This window comes from Pedobacter ginsengisoli (genome assembly GCF_002736205.1).
Lineage (GTDB): Bacteria > Bacteroidota > Bacteroidia > Sphingobacteriales > Sphingobacteriaceae > Pedobacter > Pedobacter ginsengisoli_A.
In genome coordinates, this window is record NZ_CP024091.1 from 871313 (window position 1) to 894663 (window position 23351).

At 36.3% G+C, this 23351-nt stretch carries 22 protein-coding genes; 14 read left to right on the forward strand and 8 right to left on the reverse strand.

Features of this window, described 5'->3' with window-relative positions; translation table 11 throughout:
• From CPT03_RS03700 to CPT03_RS03725, 6 genes are all read left to right on the forward strand, one after another.
• Positions 1–924 carry a DUF1574 family protein gene (locus CPT03_RS03700; protein WP_099437581.1) on the forward strand — a complete coding sequence of 308 codons (924 nt, stop codon included), beginning with the start codon at positions 1–3 and terminating at the stop codon, positions 922–924.
• Positions 925–1926: 1002 nt separating this feature from the next.
• Entirely contained in the window at positions 1927–2247 is a 321-nt protein-coding gene (locus CPT03_RS03705) for an ArsR/SmtB family transcription factor (RefSeq protein WP_099437582.1), read from the forward strand.
• The gene (locus CPT03_RS03710) at positions 2244–2738 is read left to right on the forward strand and encodes an SRPBCC domain-containing protein (protein ID WP_099437583.1); all 495 of its coding nucleotides are present in this window, start codon (positions 2244–2246) and stop codon (positions 2736–2738) included. The genes CPT03_RS03705 and CPT03_RS03710 overlap by 4 nt, the downstream gene beginning before the upstream one ends.
• Positions 2739–2953: 215 nt before the next feature.
• Positions 2954–3880, forward strand: a complete 927-nt coding sequence (locus CPT03_RS03715; RefSeq protein ID WP_245869964.1) for an aldo/keto reductase — start codon at positions 2954–2956, stop codon at positions 3878–3880.
• On the forward strand, positions 3881–4702 hold the full coding sequence (locus tag CPT03_RS03720; protein WP_099437585.1) for a helix-turn-helix domain-containing protein: 822 nt from the start codon (positions 3881–3883) through the stop codon (positions 4700–4702). It begins immediately after the preceding gene.
• Positions 4703–4848: 146 nt separating this feature from the next.
• Positions 4849–5283: a VOC family protein gene (locus tag CPT03_RS03725; RefSeq protein ID WP_099437586.1), complete on the forward strand. Its 435-nt coding sequence runs from the start codon at positions 4849–4851 to the stop codon at positions 5281–5283.
• Between the two features lie 67 nt (positions 5284–5350).
• On the opposite strand, the gene CPT03_RS03730 is transcribed toward CPT03_RS03725, so the two are convergent.
• From CPT03_RS03730 to CPT03_RS03745, 4 genes are all read right to left on the reverse strand, one after another.
• Entirely contained in the window at positions 5351–5542 is a 192-nt protein-coding gene (locus CPT03_RS03730) for an HD domain-containing protein (protein WP_245869965.1), read from the reverse strand.
• Positions 5543–5656: 114 nt separating this feature from the next.
• Positions 5657–7384 (reverse strand): hypothetical protein, encoded by a 1728-nt coding sequence (locus CPT03_RS03735; RefSeq protein ID WP_216641601.1) that lies wholly within the window; start codon positions 7382–7384, stop codon positions 5657–5659.
• Positions 7385–7653: 269 nt separating this feature from the next.
• The gene (locus CPT03_RS03740; protein ID WP_245869966.1) at positions 7654–8853 is read right to left on the reverse strand and encodes a PQQ-dependent sugar dehydrogenase; all 1200 of its coding nucleotides are present in this window, start codon (positions 8851–8853) and stop codon (positions 7654–7656) included.
• 112 nt (positions 8854–8965) lie between these two features.
• The gene (locus CPT03_RS03745) at positions 8966–9727 is read right to left on the reverse strand and encodes a response regulator transcription factor (RefSeq protein ID WP_099437587.1); all 762 of its coding nucleotides are present in this window, start codon (positions 9725–9727) and stop codon (positions 8966–8968) included.
• A 178-nt stretch (positions 9728–9905) separates the two neighbouring features.
• Here CPT03_RS03745 and CPT03_RS03750 point away from each other — a divergent pair, with 178 nt between their 5' ends.
• Positions 9906–10625, forward strand: coding sequence for a DUF3667 domain-containing protein (locus CPT03_RS03750; protein WP_099437588.1), 720 nt, complete (start codon positions 9906–9908; stop codon positions 10623–10625).
• Between the two features lie 4 nt (positions 10626–10629).
• Positions 10630–10812, forward strand: coding sequence for a hypothetical protein (locus CPT03_RS03755; RefSeq protein ID WP_099437589.1), 183 nt, complete (start codon positions 10630–10632; stop codon positions 10810–10812).
• Positions 10813–10954: 142 nt separating this feature from the next.
• Here CPT03_RS03755 and CPT03_RS03760 read toward each other — a convergent pair whose 3' ends face one another.
• Entirely contained in the window at positions 10955–11839 is an 885-nt protein-coding gene (locus CPT03_RS03760) for a FimB/Mfa2 family fimbrial subunit (RefSeq protein WP_099437590.1), read from the reverse strand.
• 301 nt (positions 11840–12140) lie between these two features.
• Between CPT03_RS03760 and CPT03_RS03765 the strand changes: the two genes are divergently transcribed.
• From CPT03_RS03765 to CPT03_RS03780, 4 genes are read left to right on the forward strand one after another with little or no spacing between them, the layout of a single operon-like run.
• The gene (locus CPT03_RS03765; RefSeq protein ID WP_099437591.1) at positions 12141–12503 is read left to right on the forward strand and encodes a response regulator transcription factor; all 363 of its coding nucleotides are present in this window, start codon (positions 12141–12143) and stop codon (positions 12501–12503) included.
• Positions 12504–12562: 59 nt separating this feature from the next.
• A complete protein-coding gene (locus tag CPT03_RS03770) occupies positions 12563–13564 on the forward strand; it encodes a HEAT repeat domain-containing protein (RefSeq protein WP_157766344.1) in 1002 nt (333 codons plus the stop codon).
• Complete coding sequence (locus CPT03_RS03775) at positions 13561–14985, forward strand: glycosyltransferase family 2 protein (protein WP_099437593.1); 1425 nt, start codon at positions 13561–13563, stop codon at positions 14983–14985. The genes CPT03_RS03770 and CPT03_RS03775 overlap by 4 nt, the downstream gene beginning before the upstream one ends.
• A gap of 3 nt (positions 14986–14988) precedes the next feature.
• A complete protein-coding gene (locus CPT03_RS03780; RefSeq protein WP_099437594.1) occupies positions 14989–17010 on the forward strand; it encodes an LTA synthase family protein in 2022 nt (673 codons plus the stop codon).
• On the opposite strand, the gene CPT03_RS03785 is transcribed toward CPT03_RS03780, so the two are convergent.
• From CPT03_RS03785 to CPT03_RS03795, 3 genes are all read right to left on the reverse strand, one after another.
• On the reverse strand, positions 17007–18077 hold the full coding sequence (locus CPT03_RS03785; RefSeq protein WP_216641602.1) for a hypothetical protein: 1071 nt from the start codon (positions 18075–18077) through the stop codon (positions 17007–17009). The two genes, CPT03_RS03780 and CPT03_RS03785, sit on opposite strands and share 4 nt — an antisense overlap.
• A gap of 98 nt (positions 18078–18175) precedes the next feature.
• Complete coding sequence (locus tag CPT03_RS03790) at positions 18176–19411, reverse strand: YaiO family outer membrane beta-barrel protein (protein WP_099437596.1); 1236 nt, start codon at positions 19409–19411, stop codon at positions 18176–18178.
• A gap of 38 nt (positions 19412–19449) precedes the next feature.
• Positions 19450–20658, reverse strand: a complete 1209-nt coding sequence (locus CPT03_RS03795; RefSeq protein WP_099437597.1) for a GAF domain-containing sensor histidine kinase — start codon at positions 20656–20658, stop codon at positions 19450–19452.
• 463 nt (positions 20659–21121) lie between these two features.
• On the opposite strand from CPT03_RS03795, the gene CPT03_RS03800 reads away from it, so the two are divergent.
• Together CPT03_RS03800 and CPT03_RS03805 are read left to right on the forward strand one after the other, a co-directional pair.
• Positions 21122–22384: an MBOAT family O-acyltransferase gene (locus CPT03_RS03800; RefSeq protein ID WP_245869967.1), complete on the forward strand. Its 1263-nt coding sequence runs from the start codon at positions 21122–21124 to the stop codon at positions 22382–22384.
• Between the two features lie 3 nt (positions 22385–22387).
• Positions 22388–23341, forward strand: a complete 954-nt coding sequence (locus CPT03_RS03805; RefSeq protein WP_099437598.1) for a hypothetical protein — start codon at positions 22388–22390, stop codon at positions 23339–23341.
• Positions 23342–23351: the final 10 nt, after the last annotated feature.

A 23351-nucleotide genomic window follows, 5' to 3' on the forward strand; every position in this document is an offset into this window, starting at 1 on the left:
ATGAGACAGTTTCTGAAATCCACCTTTCTATTTCTGCTTCCAATACTGGTTCTTGGAATTCTAGAAGAATTTCTCCTTCGTCATATTCCTAATGATTATGAACTTAAGAGTAACTATTTAAAAGTGCACACAAGTGAGATAGCTGTTTTATTTCTGGGAAGTTCACATGCTTTTTATGGAATTAACCCGGCCGTTGTTAAGGAGAAATCCTTCAACGCGGCTTATGTTTCGCAATCACTTGATTTAGATGATGACATCCTCGAAAAATACGACACAAACTGGAAAAGTTTAAAATTCATTGTTGTGCCTATTTCTTATTTTAGTTTATATAGCTCTTTGAGGCATAATGATGAAAGCTGGAGATTAAAAAATTATGCAATCTATTGCGGAATTGAGGCAACAGATGATGTTTTTAGTCACTTTGAAATATTTGGCCAGTTTGAACAGAATATGGACAAACTGTATCTATATTATATTAAAAAGAATAGTCTTCTTACTTCCTCTTATCTGGGCTGGGGAGAACACAAAACGATGATGGATAAAGTAGCTTTCCTTAATAGTGGAACAATCGCTGCAAAAAGGCATACCGGAATAAATGAGGAATATTTTGCAAAGAATAAAGTTGTTTTGGAACGCATCATTAGTTTCGCAAAACAAAGGAACATAAAGGTGCTATTTTATACTCCGCCTGCTTATAAAACATATTTTGAGCACTTGGATGTGAAGCAACTTAACCAAACAGTTCATCTGATGGCAGATTTAGCCGCTCATTATAAAAATGTAACTTATGTAAACTTACTAAAAGATAACTCATTCGATATTTCAGATTTTCATGATGCTGATCATTTAAATAAATTAGGTGCAAAAAAGCTATCTGTTATGCTTGATGGAGTAATTCAACAGATAAATCTCCAAAATAAATAAAACCTCAATCGTCGATTAGGGATGTTGATTTGCAGATGGCATGAATTTAGCAGAAAACTAAATAAAGAGAATTATGAAAACTGTAAATGTTTTAATAGCTGGGGCTCTAATTTTATTGGTTAGTTCTTGTTACACAACGCGAACTGCAGGGAATAGTGGGAAAGTTCCACCAGGTCAGGTTAAGAAAGCAACTGGTTCAAAGTCGGCAAAGCCTTATGCACCTGGGCAAAATAAGCACTAATAGCTTCAGCCTAAAGTATGCTAGGAATCTATATTGTTCATTAATCTTCTTGCTGAGGTGTAATGAGTGTTCCGGAATGCTCGTGATAGACGAAGCTGGACTGTATTGACATTGAATAATGGTGAATTTGTTTTACATGCCATCACAAATATTGTGAACAAAGACTACTCTATTTTTGGTAAATTAGTATAGATTTAAGACAGTACTTTTTATTAAAATTTTAGACTGAAAACCATGCGTCGGGAACATAATTAGACGGTTTACTTAAAGAAAGTTGAAAGATTTTGCTGCAATTTGTTCAAACCGCTTTCAAAATGATTATTTGATGATGAGTATGTAAATCTCGACTTAGGCACGCATTGTAAGTTCATTTTAATTTAGGAATTTGCGGCTTTCATTAATCGAATTGTAGAACAAAATATGAATAAATTTCTGTTGGTGCTATGCTTTATAAGCAACGTTCTAATACTAGACACTGCTTATTATTTTGCCCAAAGCTAAGCATTATATGGAATTTTGATCTAAATAAATAATGAAAATATAAATATTATAAACCAAGCGGGATTGAAATACATTTTTCTAGGCAGGAGATGATATTCATTTTAACCTATTGCCATTTGTTTGTAAACCAAATCACTCTTTGGTTTGTCCAACTTAAAAATATTAACTTCTCAATAAAAAAAAACATAAAAACATTTGCGAAACCAATTGGTTGCTTATATATTTGCAACTGATTGGTTTCATAATAATTGATTGTTGAAATGAGAAGAGATATTTTTCAAGCTATTGCAGACCCCACAAGGCGGGCTATCATTGTACTTATAGCTATACAAGGAATGACGCCTAATGCTCTTGCTGAGCATTTTGATACCTCTCGGCAGGCTATTTCCAAACACTTGCGCATTTTAACAGAGTGTGAATTGATAAAATCAGAACATAAGGGTAGAGAAATCTATTACCTACTTGAAATAGACAAAATGAAGGAAATAGACAAATGGCTGGAGCAGTTCCGTAAAATTTGGGAAACAAGATTTAGCCAACTTGATGACTTACTATTAACAATGAAAAATATAAAAAAATGAAAAGTAATCTATTATTCGACTTTACAGTCAACAAGTCTACAAATACAGTATTTGTAAACAGAGAATTTGCGGCAAATCAATCTTCAGTTTGGGATGCATTCACAAAACAGGAAATCCTTGACAAGTGGTGGGCACCTAAGCCCTGGATTTCAAGGACAAAATATATGAACTTTAAGGAGGGAGGACGTAGGTTTTATGCAATGGTAGGCCCTGAAGGAGAGGAACATTGGTCCATTCAGGATTTTACAGCTATAACTCCCAAAACAAATTTCAAATTCTTAGATGCTTTTACTGACAAGGATGAAAAGATCAATCCAGAAATGCCTGGTTCAGAGTGGAATTTGGAATTTAACGAAACAGAAGAAACAACAACGGTAAACATTACTATCAAGCATAAAACACTTGCCGATCTGGAGAATATTATCAATATGGGCTTCAAGGAAGGATTTACCATGACATTGGATTACCTGGCTACCTTATTGGCGAAATAAATCCAAGGTAAGATGAAAATATCTCCTATCCATTTGCCTTGTAAAATCAGGTATTGAAAACAGATGGTATGGACGAACTATGCAGATGTGTTAACAAGTTGAGCCTTGTAGGTAATAACTTTGAGCCGTACAGATAAGTCAAGTCAAATTAGCGTACCGATCTTTGTATCATGACAACGATCAAAAAAATCCAATTGGGCCAAAACGGCCCGCTCGTGTCCAAACTGGGTTTGGGCTGCATGCGCATGTCTTCTGTATGGGGCGGCCCTACACCTGACGAAACAGAGAGTATAGCAACAATAAATGCCGCGCTAGACAGTGGTATCAACTTTTTAAATACCGGCGACTTTTATGGAGCAGGACACAATGAATTGTTAGTAGGTAAGGCTATTAAAGGTCGCAGAGATGATGCTTTTATAAGCGTTAAATTCGGCGCTTTTTTTCATAATGGCCAGTGGTTGGGTCTTGATCTGCGTCCAGTGGCTATCAAAAACTTCATTAATTATTCACTTACCCGTTTGGGTATTGAAACAATTGATCTATACCAACCATGCCGTATGGATGGTAGTGTACCGGTTGAGGATATCATTGGTACAGTTGCAGATCTAATAAAAGAGGGTAAAGTGCGTTACGTTGGTGTTTCTGAGATTACGCCTGAACAATTGCGCCATGCTAATCAAGTTTATCCGATAAGCGCGTTGGAGATAGGCTATTCTTTAGCCGATAGGCAGATCGAAAACGAACTGTTGCCAGTCGCAAAAGAACTGAACATAGCGGTAGCCGCTTTTGCCAACACCGCCGAAGGGTTATTAACCGGGGATATGAAGGCACCCCTTGCGGCAGACGACCATCACCTACATTTTTCCCGTTTCCAAGGCGACAATCTTGTTAAAAATTTAGAGAAAGTAGACGCATTGAAAGCTTTAGCGAACGATAAACAGGTTACACCTACCCAAGTGGCCATTGCTTGGGTAAATGTACAGGGCGACCATATTATGCCCCTGGTAAGCATGAGCCGCCGTGCAAGATTGACTGAAAATGCAGTTGCTATGGATATCGTATTTACACATGCAGAAATGGAATTATTAAATACTATTTTTGCACATGGCGCCATTGCAGGCGGTACTTACTTACAGAGATAAATGACCAATCCTGCTGAAATACTTCCAGGCGTAATCTTCTATTCTTATCTTTCAGCAGAACGGAAAGATAAAGTATGCTTCTGGAACCATCATACCCTGGTATTGATGGTTTCGGGGCAGCTTCATTTAGAAACTGCCAGCCAGCGAACGGAAGTAAAAGCTGGTGAAATGTTGCTTGTGGGTAAAAATCAATTAGGTACACTTACTAAAACACCGCTTCCTGGCCAAAGTTACGAGAGCATTGTTATTTGTTTGCAGGATGATTTGTTACGCAAAATTGCCCTGGAGGAACAGATAGGTGTTGAGCCTAAATACTCCGGTCCATCTAATGTGCCAATTCCTCCTGATCCTTTTTTGCTGGGTTATTTCCAGTCTATTATTCCTTACGCCCGTGCCACGGTCGAGACGCTGCCTGAAGAGATGGGCATCCTCAAAGTAAAAGAAGGTGTTAAATTATTATTACATAGCTTGCCACAATTAAAGTCTTTCCTGTTTAACTTTGCCGAACCCCATAAAATTGACCTGGAGCATTTTATGATGTCCAACTTTCATTTTAATGTTTCGGTTGAAAGATTTGCCCACCTTACTGGGCGTAGCTTGGCTGCGTTTAAACGCGACTTCACAAAAATATTTGCCATGCCGCCCCGGCAATGGCTGTTAGATAAACGTTTAACAGCAGCACGACATTTGATAGAGCATAAGCATCAAAAGCCATCGGCTATTTATCTTGATCTTGGATTTGAAAGCCTTCCACACTTTTCGCGCTCATTTAAAAAGAAATTTGGTAAAACAGTAAAAAGCGTACAAAAATATCAGCTCTAGATGTTCTAAATAATCCCATTTTTAGAACTAGGCTATATGATTAATATTATAAATTTTAAGACTAAATATTTTAGCAATACATTGTTTTTAATGTAAAAATATTAGTAATTTTGAAAATAAGATATTAACCGCTAAATAAGAAAACTATGGCAACAACAAACACCTACCTGAACTTCAATGGGAATTGCGAGTCAGCATTTAACTTTTACAAATCTGTCTTCGGTGGGGAATTTACCTACATCGGACGTTTTGGCGAAATGCCCGAAACCGAAGAATACAAAGTGCCGGAAGCCGATAGAGGTAAAATCATGCATGTATCATTGCCAATAGGTGCTTCTATCCTGATGGGTAGTGATTGTGGAGGGGACTGGGCACCAACATTTGTGCTGGGAAATAATTTTTCTGTTTCTGTATCTGCAGATAGTAAAGAAGAAGCAGATCAAATTTTCAATGCTTTGGCAGTCGATGGAAAAATAACAATGCCACTGGCAAATACATTTTGGGGAGATTATTTTGGGATGCTAACAGATCAGTTCGGGATAAACTGGATGATGAGTTACAACGAGCAAATCAAAAAATAGCAAGATAAATAAATCAGCATATAATAGATAAAAGTGTCACCAGCATCTATTTCTACAAGGTCGTGGATTATAGTACCATCTTCAATACCTTTAGTATGTCTATTGGAGCGTCAGAATGTTCTGCCAAAACAAGTGTCATCAATGCTAAATGCCAACTATGTTCTGCATCATTTTCATGTCTGTTGCTATTAAATAATTTAGTTCTGCGCTGAATATATTTTAGCTTGTCAAGCTCTTTGATAAATGCTACTTGTTGCAATAAATCGTGTATATTCTTACTTATTAATCTTGTAGTAAATAATATTTATATGAAAATGTTAAAGTTAAGCAGCTTTAGCATAAATATGATATTTTGGATATTCAGTTAAATTGACTACTTATTCCCAAATGCAAAATAAACTGAGGCTGGAGGAATCTCTTCTGAGTTAGAGAATGCCTTAAGATAAGCAGTTTTATATTTAGTTCTCTTCTTATCCTCATGGAGAACACTTAAACTTTGATATAACCCCAGTAATGACCAGCCATTTCCCGGATTTAGTTCCAGATCCATTTTGTAAACCTTTATTGCAGTTGTTGGCTTTTTTAAACTTAAAAGGTAAGCTCCTAAAAATTGCCTTGCAGGAATCGGCCAATCCATTGGTTCGCTGTAAACCATTTCGTCCTCTATTTTTATAGCCTTATTGAGGCTGTTAATCCCTGCAGTATTCCTTTTCTGATCAAATAAAATAGCGGCATTTAAAATGCCTTCCGCAATTTGTGCTGCTTGCAATGGAGTATTGAAAGGAATGTGTTTTATTTTTAAAATTGGATCTGTTATTTTATTGCGTAACAGAATAAGCTGCCCGTATGCTAAATCCCGTTTTCCCGTATACACATATGCCAGTCCTTTCGCAAAATTGTCCAATATCCCCGCGTATACCCAACGGTCATTTAGCTGAACAGTATCCTTTAATAGCTCATCCCATTTACCAAGTCTTACCATTGTAAAAACCGGCATCATATATAAATATTGAGCATAGGTATCTTCATAAGTTGGCCCCACACTTTTTCTACACCTAAAGGCGTATTGTATTCCCTTGGTGTACATTCCACCTGTCAAGGCGCAAAAAGTCTGTACTGCAAAATAGTGTGAAGAATGTTTGTTAAGTGAAAGATGTCTGGCAAGCGAATCATAACGCATTAGGCTCGCGTCAGCACTGTCATTGGCGGTTACACCTAATGCGTATAAGCCGTTTCTTTGATACACATGGCTAGACATGTGAACCATATGAGCCACGCCCGGAAATAGATCTTTCAGTAGCTGCGCATTGGGAAGTGTTTGCTCCGGCTTACGCGAAGCTTCCATTAGATGTATATAATAGTGTAAAGCAGCAGGATGCTTTGGGTTTTTCTGCAGTATATTTTCACACAAACTGACCACTTCAGGTGTCCATCCCTTTGCTGACCCATCGTTATTCCAAAAGTTCCAGGGATGAATTAGCATCACTGCGTCTATAAATAGTGCCTTTATGTCTGCATCCTGTGGATATGAGGAAATAAGCGTTCTCATGCCCTGTGCATATAACTCGTTCAGTTTTGTTTTTATGGTATCCGTTTCTGATGACGGATACCTCAGGTTCATAACTTTAAGCAGGTTGCGCTCTTTTACAGATGCGCTGCCAGCTGATTGATTCATTAATTTTAGTACCTCCTGTATATTCTTAGGGATAGTGTAATTGTGGGCAGAATTATAGTAGGGCCCCATTGCCAATGCTTGTCCCCAATAAGCCATAGCACAATTCTGATCAAATCTAGCTGCCTCTTTAAAGGAAGCTAAGGCTTCCTTCATATGGTAACTATAATACATAGTTAATCCCTGATTAAAATAAATCTGCGCACTATCATTCGTCGTGGATATTTGGTAGGAATAATTTCCCCAATCGGGCAAATGCATAATAAACTTGCCGTTTTCTGTTGTCCTAATACTTTCTGTGGGAGACAAGGAACCACAAGTCGCTACAGTTGTTTTGCTGTAATCCAATAGATATGAAGGCTTTTGGGTATATTTATCACTGCCAGAAAAGAAGAGGCCGCAAATAAAAAGCAGAATTATCGTTTTCATAAGATTGGCATTAAGATTAATCAGCTACAATTAATTAAAGCTCAATTAAATATACCATTTTTGGAGATCTTTTTTGCTGTTTTTCAGCTTTAAGAAAAGGTTTATTTGGTGACTGTTAGCTCGCTTTATGATTTATCCATCAGTGTAATCCAGGTTTTTACCATCAAAAATCCTTAACTATCTGCTATGCTCGGAGTGGAAAAGCGAGATTTTGTGGGGTGTCTATGACCATTAAAGGCACTCTAGCAACCCCTAAGGGGTATTGTCGGTTATTGTTTAGATATCTTATATAATTTACCGCTATCTGTTGCTGCGTAAATAGCACCATCTTTACCGTTAGCCATACAGCGCCAGCGTTCGTTTTTATCGGAAAGCAAACGTTCTTCGCCTACAACTTTGTTGTTTTTTATAACCAAACGAATAATATGCTGTCCACTTAATCCACCTACAAAAAGATTGTTTTTCCATTCAGCTATGTTGCCTGTGTAAAACATCATGCAACCTGGCGAGATAACTGGATCCCAATAGTAAACAGGCTGCACAGTACCTTCTTTTTGTTGTATACCATCATAAACCTTTTGGCCGCCGTATTCAATACCATAAGTCACATAAGGCCAGCCATAGTTGGCTCCTGGTTTAATCAAATTGATTTCATCGCCACCGCGAGGACCAAACTCTGTCTCCCAAAGGTCACCATTTATTGGGTTAATTGAAAGTCCATCCGGGTTACGAAAGCCATATGCATAAATCTCAGGCTTTGCATCTGCACGGCCTATAAATGGGTTACCTGCAACCGGTTTACCGTCTTTGGTAATATGGATAATTTTACCAGTGGTTGCATTTAAATCCTGTGCTTTCTCGCGAATGTCATTTGATTGACGATCACCCGAACTGATGAAGATATTGCCCTGTTTATCAAATACCAAGCGTGAACCAAACTGACCAGCACCTTTAAAGCGCGGACTGGCTTCGAATATTACACTTACGTTTTCCAGCTTTGTTTCATCGGCTGATAATTTGCCTTTAGCTACCGCTAATGTTGCTCCTTCACCTGGTTGTGCGTAGGTCCAGTAAACCATGCGATTTTTGGCAAAATCAGGGTCAATGTTTATATCTAGTAAACCTCCCTGTCCCTGAAATTGTACTTCCGGGAAACCAGTGATGGTTTTGTCAATTTTACCTGCAGTTGTTAATATTTGCATAGCTCCAGGCTTACTGCTGATTAGTAAACGGCCGTCGGGTAAAGCGTGCATACCCCAAGGGCCATTTAGTTCGGTGCTGATAACTTTAATAGTATATGGAGTTTTGGTTTTAACGCTACCAATACGGGTTTGTCCGGCAAACGCAGGCTTATAGTCGGTATTAGCCTTATTTTTTTCAACCGGTTTGCCGGTTTGTGCCATACTGCATACGGTTAATGATAAAAGTGTGATGCTTAGGGCTACCGGTTTATAAATTTTTGAAAACATAATTCGATTTGGATAAATATCATGTAAGTTACAATCTTTCTAGCTTTATGTTTGAATACAACATGTTTTTTACAGTAATTCTTCCTTTAAAATACAATACCTGATGGGAAATTTAAATAATCTTGTTACTAACCGTATAAGAAAGCGCTTCTACGATATTATTTACACCTAAACGTTCAAAAATTCGTCTTCGGTAATATTTTACAGTATCAGGAGAAACAAAGATTCTTTCTGCAATTTCGCTAATTGTTAATCCTTGTGCATGCAAACGCAATATCTCTATCTCTCTTTTTGTAAGTTTTGGTTTCTCTTTTTTGTACCAAATACTATTTTTTACATTTAGTTCCCAGGTTTCATCAGTTCCCTGTTTATGAATATAAACATTCCCCGCATTTTTATGGTGAGAAATCGAAACTATGCACATCGCTTTCCACAACTGCTCATCGGTTGTTAAAAACAAAGGAGTAAGCTTATGATTGATCAGAACATGTTTACCATCCTTATTAATCAAATGGAAATCGTAAGTTATACTGTACAATTTTTTTGCATTGCCCGGCAATTTTTTATAAAAGTCAAAACCGGCGTTATTAATCAGATCCAATAGTTCCAAATCACCCTCAGGAACATTTCTAAAATAGAAGTCATAGCCCATATTCAATACTTCCTTAGAAGAATGCCCACATAAAAATAGTGGATTTTCTGAAACGTATTCAAACCCCATCTTTTCATAATCAATAACATATATACTTTCATAGGTTAACCTTGCAAAAGATTTTACAACATCCAAATAATGCTGCTGTTGAAGATGATCCTCTTTTGTTACTTCTCTGACTTTATTCTTTGTAAGTAGGCTTGAATTAATGTTGTTTTTCATTAGTGATTAGTGGCTAATAACAAAACTACACTTTAGTGTAGTTTTTGAGAATTCTTTTGTGTTCATTTTTGTATATAGTAGTTTTTACACAGCTAGTAGAAGGGCTTCCTAAGATTATGGATTGGTGGCAATTATACCGGAAACGCAATAACAACCAAAATACAGAAAGAAAAAACAGATGACGAATTGTAAAGCTTGCAACATCGAATTAACTTCAAAATATTGTCCAAACTGTGGACAATCCAGCCAGCTTAAAAGAATTGATGGGCATTACATCATTCATGAGATTGAACACGTTTTGCATTTTGAACGTGGGATTTTATACACTATAAAAGAACTCATAGTAAATCCAGGACAAAACGTAAGAAATTATCTTTCAGAAAACAGAAGCCGACTTGTCAAACCAATAATTTTCATCATTGTTACTTCTCTTGTCTATTCAACATGCAGCAATTTTTTCCATCTCGAAGATGGTTATATAAGGTATTTTGATAGCAATAAATCTACAACAAGTACAATTTTTGAATGGGTACAGGGACACTATGGCTATGCGAATATCATCATGGGTATTTTTATTGCATTATGGACAAAGCTATTTTTTAGAAAATATAAATTAAACATCTTTGAAATTCTCATACTTCTTTGCTTTGTGATTGGAATGGGAATGTTAATTTATTCCGTTTTTGCAATTATTCAAGGTTTAACACATTTTAAAGTAATGCAAATTGCAGGCATTGTTGGGTTTGTTTATACGACTTGGGCAATTGGACAATTTTACGAAAAGGAAAAAGTTATCAATTATGTTAAAGCATTTTTTGCTTACATTTTAGGTATGATCACTTTTGCATTGACAGCAATAATAATTGGAATAATAGTAGATATCGTAATTAAACATTAGACCTATGAACAATAAAAAAGGACCAACATTTCTGTTTGCAATTATAGCAATCATTTTAGGATGGACTCTATATAAGCAATTCGATTTTGAAAATTTGAAATTTGAAAAGCCAGCACTAGCCATTTTATATACATTAACCTTTTTAGTGTCTGTTTACTTTCTTATTAAGAATTTTAGAGAAAAATAATAGTAGCCAACTATTAAATAAGGTCTTCCAGACTGAAGAACCCTGAACAAATTGACACTTTTCACTATTTAAAAATCATTCGCAAATTCATGATTCTCCATTGTAAGTAAGCGCAATTTGTTCAGGATATATATAGCAACCTTTAAAAGTGAACCACGGCAGTATCAATCAACCATTTATCATTAATTGTTACACTAAAACTTGTTGAGGCAGATGGAACAAGTAATTTTCCTTTAACTATTGTTCGCTTATTTCTGTAAATCGGTACATTCATCATTTTTCTTACTCCACCGCCTCTTATTTCAATTAGAATTGGTTTCTCTGTTCTCAAAATGTATATACTGATTGGGCCATTCGCATTGCTTACTTCATAGCCTGCATTGTTATCTATAGTGCCGAATGTTTTTTGCGTATCTAAAGTAAATCCTGTTGCTTCTAAATTAACATCAACAATAAAGTCTTCAACATCTTCAACAATAACTTCAAGTTTCCCTACAACTCTCTGTAAGGTTAAACTTACTACCTGATTGCCACTTACACTAACTCTTGACCTTGCGTAAAAAGTATCATCAGTTTTATAATGTTTATCTGCCATAGTAGAGTTTGGTTGCCAGTACTGCATGTTCGCCTCAGAAAGAGGTAAAAGGATAGGAACCTCATTGTCCCTATAATACTTATTAATCCCAAAAAGTGTTTTAGAAGCAACCGCTATGAATATGTATTCACCAATAGGCAAATCGAAGTATATTTCGCCCATGCCCGGTAATTCGCTGGTTTGTGTTGCCCTGTAATATTCGTTACCCGTTTCAGCATTAAAAATGACGTAGGTTATCTGATTTACTAAATTCTCTATCGGAGTAACCAATGGAATGGATTCTGTTTCATTCGAACTGGATTCCTTCTTAAGGGAAACACCTATGCTATATTTTTTTTTATTGGATTCAGGAGCTTTCTCCTCGTTTTTTTTATTGCATGCTGATAACAAAAGGATGCAAGTAATTGATAAGATAAACGTTAATTTTTTCATGGCTTTTTTACGATGAAATTACTTAACGTTATAAGAAAAAAAATGCTGGTTTTATGATTGTGTAGTGAATTGTGCATCAAGTTGTGCAAACACCACATTGATGTGTGTAATTTATTTTACAATCTATGTGTCAGATTTTTAGAAAATTGAAAATGACATGGCAATCATAAAAAGAAATATCTAGCATGGATTAATCATTTTCACAAAATATTTTTACCGTTATTTTATTGAAAAAAGTTAACTTAGAGTCATTACAATACGATTCCAAAATTATTAGTTAATTATCCCTAACTGCTAATCTATGAAAATTTTAATTGCTGAAGATGATGAGCTTATGCTCAGGACTTTAGAATTCCGTTTAAAAAAAGATGGCCATCAGCTTATCCTTGCGAGAGACGGTAGGGAAGCTGTAGAAAAAATAGATCAGTTTTTACCTGACCTGGTGATTTCAGATATAATGATGCCATATCTTTCCGGGCTGGAGGTGGTAGCCGCACTCAGAGAAAAATATCAGACACCTATTATTGTGCTTTCTGCCATGGGGCAGGAGGATATTGTACTTGAAGCATTTCGATTGGGAGCCGACGATTTTATTACCAAACCTTTTAGCCCTAATGAGCTTTCAGTCAGAATAAAAAGATTTACGCTTGTCCCCTTGAGATGATATTTTTTGAAGCGCTTTTAATATTCTTTTTCGGTGCAGCTATTTTTTTAATCCTTTTCATGACAATTTACTTGCTAATCAGGAAAAAATGGAGAAGAAAATATACCAAATGGAACAGTATGATTGATTTGTTGCTGAGAAAGGCCATTTTTTTCGAGGAAAATGGGAATGACGATGATCAAGTGATACCTGTTACCTCACGTTTAAAAGCTAATTTAAAGAACAGTAGGTTTAGAGCACAACTAACTAAGAAGATTACGGCAGCAAAAAAGAATATGTCGGGTCAGGCCGGGCAAAATATAAAGAAACTGTTTCTCCAACTGCACTTGGACGAGAATGCTATTAATCTTATTGATAGCGGTAAGTGGCACCTAATGGCGATTGGGATTCAGCAGATTGGTACAATGGAACTCAAGGAGCATCTTACTAAAATATACAGGTTTACAAATAATAAAAATGAGCTGGTCAGAGCAGAGGCACAGCTGGCAGTGCTTAACCTTTTCGGGTTTGAGGGTCTTCGTTTTTTGGATGTGATTTCTTACCAGCTTTCCGAATGGCAACAGATGAAATTGCTTAAAGAGCTATCCGTTATTCGACATGTAAATTTAACTGGGATAGATAAATGGCTTAAATCGGATAACCCCAGTGTTGTTATATTCGCACTAAAACTTGCCCGTAATTATCATCATTTTGAACTTTATGGAGATATTGTCAATTGTCTCGAACATCCCGAATCAACTGTTAGGGCGCAAGCCATTTCCACACTAACAGAAATCTATACCGAGGGAACATCAGAGAAGTTATTAGACAGGTTCGAATTGGAAGAATACAATAACCAGTTGGCTATTTTAAAAGCAGTAAAAAAAGTTGGTGATGATGCCGACCTGCCAAGATTGCAAAGCTATTTAACTACAGATGATTTTGAAATGAAATTATCTGTAGTCCGGGCAATAGCCAATGTTAGTGAAGCTGGCGTAGAATTATTGATGAACGATGCGAAGTCAGATTCGTATCCATTAAACGAAATGCTTACTCAAATAAAAAGTGAAATTAAAGCATGAGTTGGCAAGAGATTGTACGTGATGTTTTTACCTATGGGCTATTGATCTATTCAATATTGTTGCTGTCCTGCTATATGTTTATTGGTGCGTACTCAATCGGTGAAATCCGTAATTACCTTCGTAAAAACAGTTTTACCGATTACCGGGTGCTTGCCAGTTCAACGCAGGCCCCAAGCATCAGCATTCTCGCTCCTGCATATAATGAAGGTGCAAATATCATCGAAAATGTACGTTCTCTGTTGTCTATTAATTACAACAATTTAGAGGTAATCATTATTAACGATGGAAGTAAAGATGATTCTTTGGCAAAGCTGATCAGTGCTTACGACCTTTATAAGTCAGATTTTTTTGTCAATAAAAGGATTGCTACAAAGGATGTCTTAGGAGTTTATAAAAGTAGAAAGGCCGTTTATAAGAAACTCATCGTTGTTGATAAACAAAATGGGGGAAAGGCAGATGCTTTGAATGTTGGAGTTAATATCTCCCAAAATAATTATATTGTTTGTATTGATGTCGACTGCATCCTTGAACAAGATGCCTTATTGAAACTTGCCAAACCTTTCCTTGAAGACACACAAACCAAAGTCATTGCAACTGGTGGAGTAATCCGCATAGCCAATAGCTGTATTGTGGAAAATGGGAGATTGGTAAAAGTCAACCTACCCAAGCAGTTTCTTCCAAGGGTACAAACACTAGAGTACATAAGGGCATTTCTTCTAGGCAGGATGGCTTGGAGCCGTTTAAACGGATTACTGCTCATTTCAGGTGCCTTTGGTGCATTTGATAGAGATATCGTAATTAAATGCGGTGGCTATAACCACAATACTGTTGGCGAGGATATGGAACTTGTGGTAAGGATGCGCAGGTACATGGAAGAGCAAAAAGTGCCTTACAAGGTGAGTTTTATTCCTGACCCACTTTGTTGGACGGAGGCTCCTGCATCTTTTAAAATTCTTGGACGTCAGAGAAATCGTTGGACAAGAGGAACTATAGAGACTTTGCAAATTCACAAAGTAATGTTCTTTAATCCTAAATACGGGAGATTAGGAATGATTAGCTATCCTTACTGGTTCTTTTTTGAGTTTTTAGCACCAATTGTTGAATTTTTAGGGTTACTGAGCTTTGTGATCTTCGTATTGCTAGGCCTAATTCATTGGTCCTTTTTTATTGGTCTGCTTCTTTTTATATTTAGTTTTGGGTTTCTTTATTCAGTATTTGCCATCCTTATGGAGGTACTGACCTACAACCAATATAAAAGCAATAAAGATTTGCTGATGTTAATAGTTACTGCATTTTTAGAGCCATTTATTTTTCATCCGTTTGTAGTATGGTCTGCTATTAAGGGCAATATTGACCTACTTAGGAAAAAGAATTCCTGGGGTGAAATGACCAGACAGGGTTTTACAAAGAAGACAAATTAAAGAATGATAAATCGCCTTAAATCAGCCACACTTGTTTTTATCCAGATTACTCTGGTTTGGCTTGCTGCCCTTGTCTTCATACGGATTTTTGAGGTTTTGTTAAATGGCTTTAGCCATGAATTCCCACAAGGATTGTCTGTGTTTCTTTTCTGGGCGGTAGTGGCAGATGTGGTATTTTGGTTTAAATGGCTTTTTTTTGAATACCTCGTTTTCACAATGCTTGCACTGATTTATCCAAGGTTATCAAAAATATTACTCAAAATTTTTATCCTTATCGTAATTATCATTCAGATTGGGTTGGTTCAATACTTTAATACCTCATTAGTGCCCTTAGGTGCAGATCTTTATGGATACTCAATAGCAGATATTAAGCAAACTGTTGGCGCATCAGGAGGTATAAGTTTTCAGCTTGTAGCAAGTTTCATACTGCTTATTGCATTAGTTCTCGCTGGTTTGAAATTCTTGCCTGGTAAAATAAAGGTTCCTTTATGGCTTGGGATAATGCTCCCTGCTTTATCCTTGTTCTTTTTAGTTAGTGGAGCTTTACAGCAAATACATGGCAAACCATTTCGATCGGATTTTGCGAACAACCTGATGCTCAATAAAACTGATTATTTCTTTGAAAGCTCCTACACTCATTTTTATCCCCCGGATGAGGAAGAAGATATTTATTCAGACGCATACATCGGAGACTACGGTGATACCAAAACTACAACCACATCTTTTAAATATATTGGTGGTTCTGAATATCCTTTCTTCCGGGAAATAGATGATCAGGATGTACTGACCCCATTTTTTAATCACTCTGAAACCAAACCAAATATTGTTATAGTCTTGGTAGAAGGGCTTGGCAGGGCTTTTACTAACGAGGGAGGCTACCTTGGTAATTTCACTCCCTTTCTGGATTCATTGTCGGGCAAAAGCTTATACTGGAAGAACTTTTTAAGTGAAGGTGGCCGTACCTTTGCTGTGTTGCCATCTTTAGTGGGATCACTGCCTTTCTCAAAAAATGGTTTTCTTGAACTTGGAAATCAAATGCCACCGCATGCCTCGTTATATAGTTTGCTTAAATTTAACGGGTATACTACGTCCTTTTATTATGGGGGCGATGCGGCTTTCGATAACATGTCACTATTTTTAAAAAGGAATCATGTTGATGAAATAAATGATATTAAATCATTTCCCCAAGGGTATGTAAAACTTCCCACATCAAATGGATTTAGCTGGGGCTATAATGACAAGGAACTGTTTAGACATTATCTCGCAAACAGAGCTGAAAAAGAATCAAAATCTCCAGAGCTTAACATTATTCTTACGGTATCAAGTCATAATCCATTTCTGATCAATGATCAGGATAAATACATTAAAAAGTTTGAGCAACGTATGGATGAGTTAGGTTTCGATGAATCCAAAAAAGAAATTTACAGAAATTATAAGTTGCAGTATTCTTCAATTTTGTATACTGATGATGCACTGCGAGGGTTCATAAACTCATATAAAAAGCGTAAAGATTTTGCGAATACGATTTTTGTTATTACCGGAGATCACAGAATGCCTGAAATTCCAATGAGTAGCAAAATTGACAGGTATCATGTCCCACTGATCATATATTCGCCATTACTAAAGCGTAATACCCAATTTGCTTCAATTTCTACGCATTTTGATATTGCACCAAGTATACTTAGCTTTCTTAAGAACTCTCACAAGCTTAAGGTGCCTAATCAGGCGAGTTGGATGGGAGAGGGTCTGGATACTGCTAGAAACTTTCGAAACATTCATCAGTATCCCCTTATCCAGACTAAAACAGATATTATCGATTTCATTATGGGTGAGTATCATCTCAACGGAACCTCACTTTACAAGATGACTCCGGATATGCAAGAAGAACCTGTAGAGGATCGTTCAATGTATAATAAACTTAAGAATGAATTTGATAATTTTAAACGACGAAATGCAAGTATTGGAAATGGCGCAGGTATTTTGCCAGATTCTGTTTTGAGAAAATATACACAGCCATCCAATTAACGGCTTTTTTTGAGTTTTTTTTCTTCTTTTAGAATTTTGGTGACCATAGGTTTATAAAAATTCCAGAAAAAACTAGTGCGTTCCATTGGATCGCTTGTGTCATAAAACATCCACTTAAACAAATCAATACCCTTAAAATAGGAGGTTCCCATAGAGATGGGGTTGTCGCAAAAATCACCAGAAAAGTAGTAAAACCGGTAATCTTTTGCCTTGTGCATAATCACAGCCGGAAAAATGCTAGGTAGGTTATGAGCCGCTAATAGTTTATGACCAGTTGTATTTACATCAATGGTAAAGCTTGCCACCTGGGTATTGGTTTTAAGATCTGGTTGGATCACATCAAACCAAAATGCATACTTAATTTTTGCAGGAAGTTCAAAATTTTCCTGCCCATAAGCACTACTGGTAATATGAGGCATGGGGCTTTTCAATTCAGTACTGTCCTGGAGAATAATTACCTGATCTTTGTCGTTTACAAAAGCAATTCCGGCTTTTGTAAATGGCCACTTGTTGTTGTTGTCTCTTTTATAATTGCGGATTAACCATCTTGGCAATTCTTTATTCTTCGCACTATCTAGGTTCTCAAAAAAACGTCCGGTCCAACCAGTCCAGCGCATAGCAAATAGGTCTTCGAATTTGCGACGTGTATCTAAATGAGTAGGACTACCAATGCTATTGAATTCAGTAATAATTAGTTTACCTTTTGATTTCATCAACTTCAGCAGTTCAATGTCCTGTGTACTCATACCTCCGTAAATCATGCCAGATCGTTCAGTATTGTTCGTTTGAGTATACCATTCATTTTTGTAAATGCCATAGGTATCCGTAAAATAAACCATGTCTGCATCTTCACTTAGCTGTTTTAATTGATCAGGGCTAAATCGCTCAAGCCCTTTTAGCCTAAAGGTCTCATTACCGAGTGGAAAAAAACCGAAATAGTCATTTGCAATTTGATAAGGTTTAGTGCTCGTTTTGGTAAATTTTTGATGGTTAAGTATCCACGTTAACGAAATATGTTCCTGGCCTTGGTTTGTCAGAACTGTTTTGTCAATTATTGCTGCTACCATTTTCGTTTTAGGAGTGCAGAGCCAAGTTAGCCACATGAATAACGGAATGGCAACAATAACAGCCAATATGATCAGTATTTTTCTCCTTTTTAACATTGCTAGAAGCGTCTGATGTATCCTATTCCCAGATCAACCTGAGTACCTCTTGTATCTAATTTATATTCCTGATTGTCAAGTCCCAAATTAACAATAAGAATGTTCAGAGATTTAAACGCTTTTCTATAACCCAAGGTGATGTTGTTTGATCTGAGCTTATAATTTGTGCTACCAATCAATACATTGTTTTGCGGATCATCAGGAGAAAGACCCGTACCCAATCGTAAACTGAAATAATCGTCGGCACCTCCATAATAATAGCGCGTTGTTAAGGCAAAAGATTGGGAAATCTGATTATTTGATGGGGTAATAAAAGTTCGGAAATTAAACCAGAAGCTCTTGTAATATTTACCAATTGATGCGGTATAAATCCAGGTAGATTCACCAAAAGTAAGATACCTGAATCCGGCTTCTGCTTCAAAACTGGCAGGTAAATTTGCATAGAGTGAAAATCCTGCTCTATAGTGCGGAAATACACCAACATTATTGGAATATCCCCCACTAATGTATGCCTGAAAAATGCTTGAAATGCGGGGGTAAGCATCAACTTCAAATTGAAGACCATTGGTCTTGAAACGGTTGGCATAATTAACACGTCCAATTATAGAACCTAAACTGGTCTGACGACTATAATCTACACTTACCAGATGCCAGGGATCATTAAATTGTTTGTCGAAATAGATGAAGTCGTAGTTTACTCCAACTTTGTTTTTCGAAGAGTTTTCTCTTACCCTTGCGGCGAGGTTTCTTGCTTCAGTCATGTTTGGATCAGCCTTTATAACTTTATTCAGCTCTATGTTCGCTTCAGGCCATCTTTTTAAATCATTTAAAATTTTTGCCTTTAAGAGTAATAAATCCTTGGCATCACTATGGTATTTTAGCCCCGAGTTCACATATTCAAGTGCCTTTTCAGAATTATCCTCCCAAAATTCCAGACTGGCAAATGCCAGTGAAGCATCGGCATTATCGGGCTGTTTATTTAAAACTTGATTAAAAGCTTGTCGGGCACTATCGGGCTGTTTTGTCCAGGTATATAGCCTGCCAAGAAATATCCTGATATCTGCATAATCCGGGCTTTTTACCAAAGCCTGCTTGCTTAGCGAAATTGCAGTAGGATAATCCTTTTTATCAAAAGCGGCACTGCGAGCCTTAGTAAACAATTCGTCAGAATCCTGGGCTTGTAAGAACTGGAAAGAAAAAAATAGAAATATAAACGGTAAATGGAACTTTAAGCGCATGATTCATTACTTTAGGATGATGCCTAAAGATAATAAAATTATAAATTACTCATAGGGAGTGCAACTTTAAAAGTAGTTCCCAGGCCAATCTGAGAGTCAATTTCCAATTGCCCTCTAAGTTTTTCTATCAGGTGTTTTACCAGAGAAAGACCAAATCCATATCCTTTTTCTCCATCTGTTCCATTAGTTGTATGGCTATTCCCATCAAGGATTTGGACTATTTCACCTTTAGTAATACCTACTCCGGTATCAGAAACCGAAATGCTTAAAATGTTTTGATCTGATTTTACGATCAGGTCAAGCTCTATTACTATACTCCCTTTATTTGGTGTAAATTTTATTGCATTGGAGATCAGGTTACCTGCGATTTGTAAAAGCTTGTTTTTAGAAAAAAGTATATCCTGAGTAGTTTGATTGATATTGATTTGCAACTGTATTTGTTTAGAGATAGCCTGCGGATTGTAGAGTTGTTTTAACTTATCTCGAAAGCTGCTGAGATTAAACTCCTGACTATTACTGTCCTTTGTCTCATTCTCGTCGCTTAGAATTTCATCCGCAAGATCCAGAATTGACTTACTACCACTATGGATCAGGTTAATAAAATCCATTACCTCATCAATATCAGCACTTTTACCTTGTTCAGAGATTATTTCGGATAAACCAATTATACCTGCAAGAGGCCCCCTTATATCGTGAGCAACCTTTTTCTTAGATTCATTAGCCTGTTTAATCTGATTCCTTAATACATCCATAGCCTTATATGTCTTCAATCTGTTGACTATTTCAGCTGCAATGATCTTCAGCAACTCAATTTTTTCAGGGTTTAGTGTTTTAAGCTTGGTGTCAAGAACACATAGTGCACCTATATTTAAACCCTGCTGATTCTTAAGGGGCACCCCAAAATAATATCGAAGAGAAAAAGGATCATCTACGTAATAATTTTTATTAAACCTCTCATCTCTGGAAAGGTCAGCCACTTCAAACTGCTCATCGCTCATTATAGTATGCTGGCAAACAGATTCCTCTCTTGTCATCTGGTTCAGGTCAATTCCATGTTTTCCTACAGTCCACTGCGTATAGGAATCGATGAGGTTTATCAGCGAGATTTCCGTGTCTGCAACTTTGGCTGCTAGCTGTGTTAGGTCTTTAAAGTTTTCAGAGATGCTGCTATAATCAATATCAAGTTCAGCTAAATGAACTAGCCTGTCCATTTCGTTTTCAGGTACGGGATAATTATTTTGTGGCATAGATTATTGATAATTATAGAGATTAACTTATACAACTAATACACAAGCATAACCAACAATGTGCCAGAGTTTGGAAATCTTGTAGTATCTTACTATATACTATTTATAACCTTTACGAAAATCAAAATCCACTACCAAAGGCTGGTTAAAATTCTCACAAGTAATACACACATTACACACTTAATGTGAAAAATTGCTCACTTTGCCACAATAAATGGGTGTTTTGCATCGAAAATGTGTAGTGCTGAAATTTGTTACTGTTATTAACTTAGGGTATATCAAGAGGCTTATGTTATTTAATTCTTTCACTTTCGCGATTTTCCTGCCCATTGTTTTCTTTTTATATTGGTTTGTTACAAAGGGAAACTTAAGATTTCAGAACATATTACTATTGGTATCAAGCTATTTTTTTTATGCTTGTTGGGATTATCGGTTCCTGTTTCTACTGATCTTCTCAACATTATTGGATTTTTTTAGTGGAATCAAAATTGAAGAAGCAAGAACTAATAGAGCAAAAACGTTTTGGTTGTGGCTAAGCATAGGAATTAATGTAGGTTTTCTGGGTGTATTTAAATACTTTAATTTTTTTGCAGGATCTTTTGCCGAAATGATAGGAGGCTTTGGTTTTAAAGTGGATTTATGGACTTTAAAAATAATCCTTCCCGTTGGTATTTCTTTTTATACTTTTCACGGATTGTCGTATGTAATAGACATTTACAAAAACAGGATTAAATCAGAGCGCGACTTTATCAATTATTCCGTTTTTGTAAGCTTCTTTCCTTTACTGGTTGCTGGCCCAATAGAAAGAGCAACTCACCTCTTGCCTCAAATCATTAAAGAAAGAACTTTTAATTATACCCGGGCAATAGATGGATTGAGGCAAATTTTGTGGGGTTTATTCAAAAAGATAGTTATCGCTGATAGTTGTGCTGATGTAGTTAATCAGATTTTTAACAATTCATCTGAACAGTCTGGAAGCACCCTTGCTTTAGGAGCTGTTCTCTTTGCCTTTCAAATCTATGGCGATTTCTCTGGATATTCTGATATTGCTTTGGGTACGGCCAGGCTTTTTGGGATAGAATTACTCAGAAATTTTGCCTTTCCATATTTCTCCAGAGATATAGCCGAATTTTGGCGGAGATGGCATATTTCACTTTCCTCCTGGTTTAAAGATTATTTGTATATCCCTTTAGGTGGCAGCAGGGGTAGTACATGGAAAAAGATAAGAAATATACTTATTGTATTTGTTGTAAGTGGTTTTTGGCATGGTGCGAACTGGACATTTATTATATGGGGGTTATTGAATGCACTATATATTTTACCCTCAGTTTTAATAAAAACCAACAGGGTAAATCTTGATGTAGTTGCAAAAGGAAGGCTTTTGCCAACAATTAAGGAGCTTGGCTTAATAGGTGTTACTTTTGGGCTTACTGTTATTGCGTGGATATTCTTCAGATCAACAAGCGTGGGCGCTGCTTTTGATTATTTGTTAAGAATGTTTTCGAAATCTTTGTTTACAGTACCATCAGAAATACCTTATGTAACATTATTTTTAATTGCAGCATTTATAATTATTGAATGGCTTGGCAGGGAAGATCAATATGCATTACAGAAATTCGGATTTAAATGGGCCAGGCCTGTCAGGTGGTCTTTCTATTTTGTAAATGTATGGCTGATCTTGTTTTTCAGTGGAAATCAACACGAATTCATTTATTTTCAGTTTTAAACTATGCAAAGATTTCTCTCTCAGACCTTTATTTTTGTTATGGCAACAGTATTTATACTAGCTGGATCAACCTATATTACCACATTTCTTATTCAAAAAAGAAATAAAGAGATCCATTCCCTGCCACCACATAAAAATTATATTATTATTGGCAATTCAAGGCCTTCTCTTGATTTTAACGATAGTTTAATTCGTAGTGCTTATAACTTTTCGAGCTTTGCTGAATCCTATTTTTATACCTACCTTAAAGCAGAACAACTTATAAAAGCCAACAAAAATCTTAAAGGTGTATTTTTAGAATATAACATAGAAGATATAGGACATAAAAGGGATAACTGGACTTGGGGGAAAGATCTGATGCAGAGTAATTATATCAAATATTCGTACGCGATGCGAACTTACAATAATGAAGTTTTGTTGAAGAAAAACCCTGGCGACCTGCTTGCAATATGTTTTGGCCGAGCCTTTTTAAGACAATTAAAGAATTTAACGGTTTTGGATAGCACGGCACTTAGGAAATTTTATGGTGGTTATTTTTTTGATGGCAGTAGTATTATGGACAGTACATCAAAAAAGATTTATGTAAATCAAAAGTTTCACCTTAAAAATGTTTCGTCATTTCATAAAGAGCAGTTATTAAGGTTGTTAGATTTATTCAGAGATAACAATATAAAAGTGTATTTGATAAGAAGTCCACTTCATTTTACTAACGGGGTACAGTTTAACCGCGAAACGTTAATTGGATATCTTGGCGAAAAAAATAAAGATTTAGATTATCTTGACTTTAATGATTATCCGGCTAAGTTAGATGAGTTTAGAGATCCCTGGCATTTAAATAGCAAAGGAGCGAGGAAATTTTCAATCTTTTTCAATCAGTTATTAGAGGATGGCCTGCTTCTTAAAGAGAATAAAGAGCAGGTAGTTCGAGATGCGCTTGCAGCCTTAAAAGCGCAATAGCTTTCGGTAG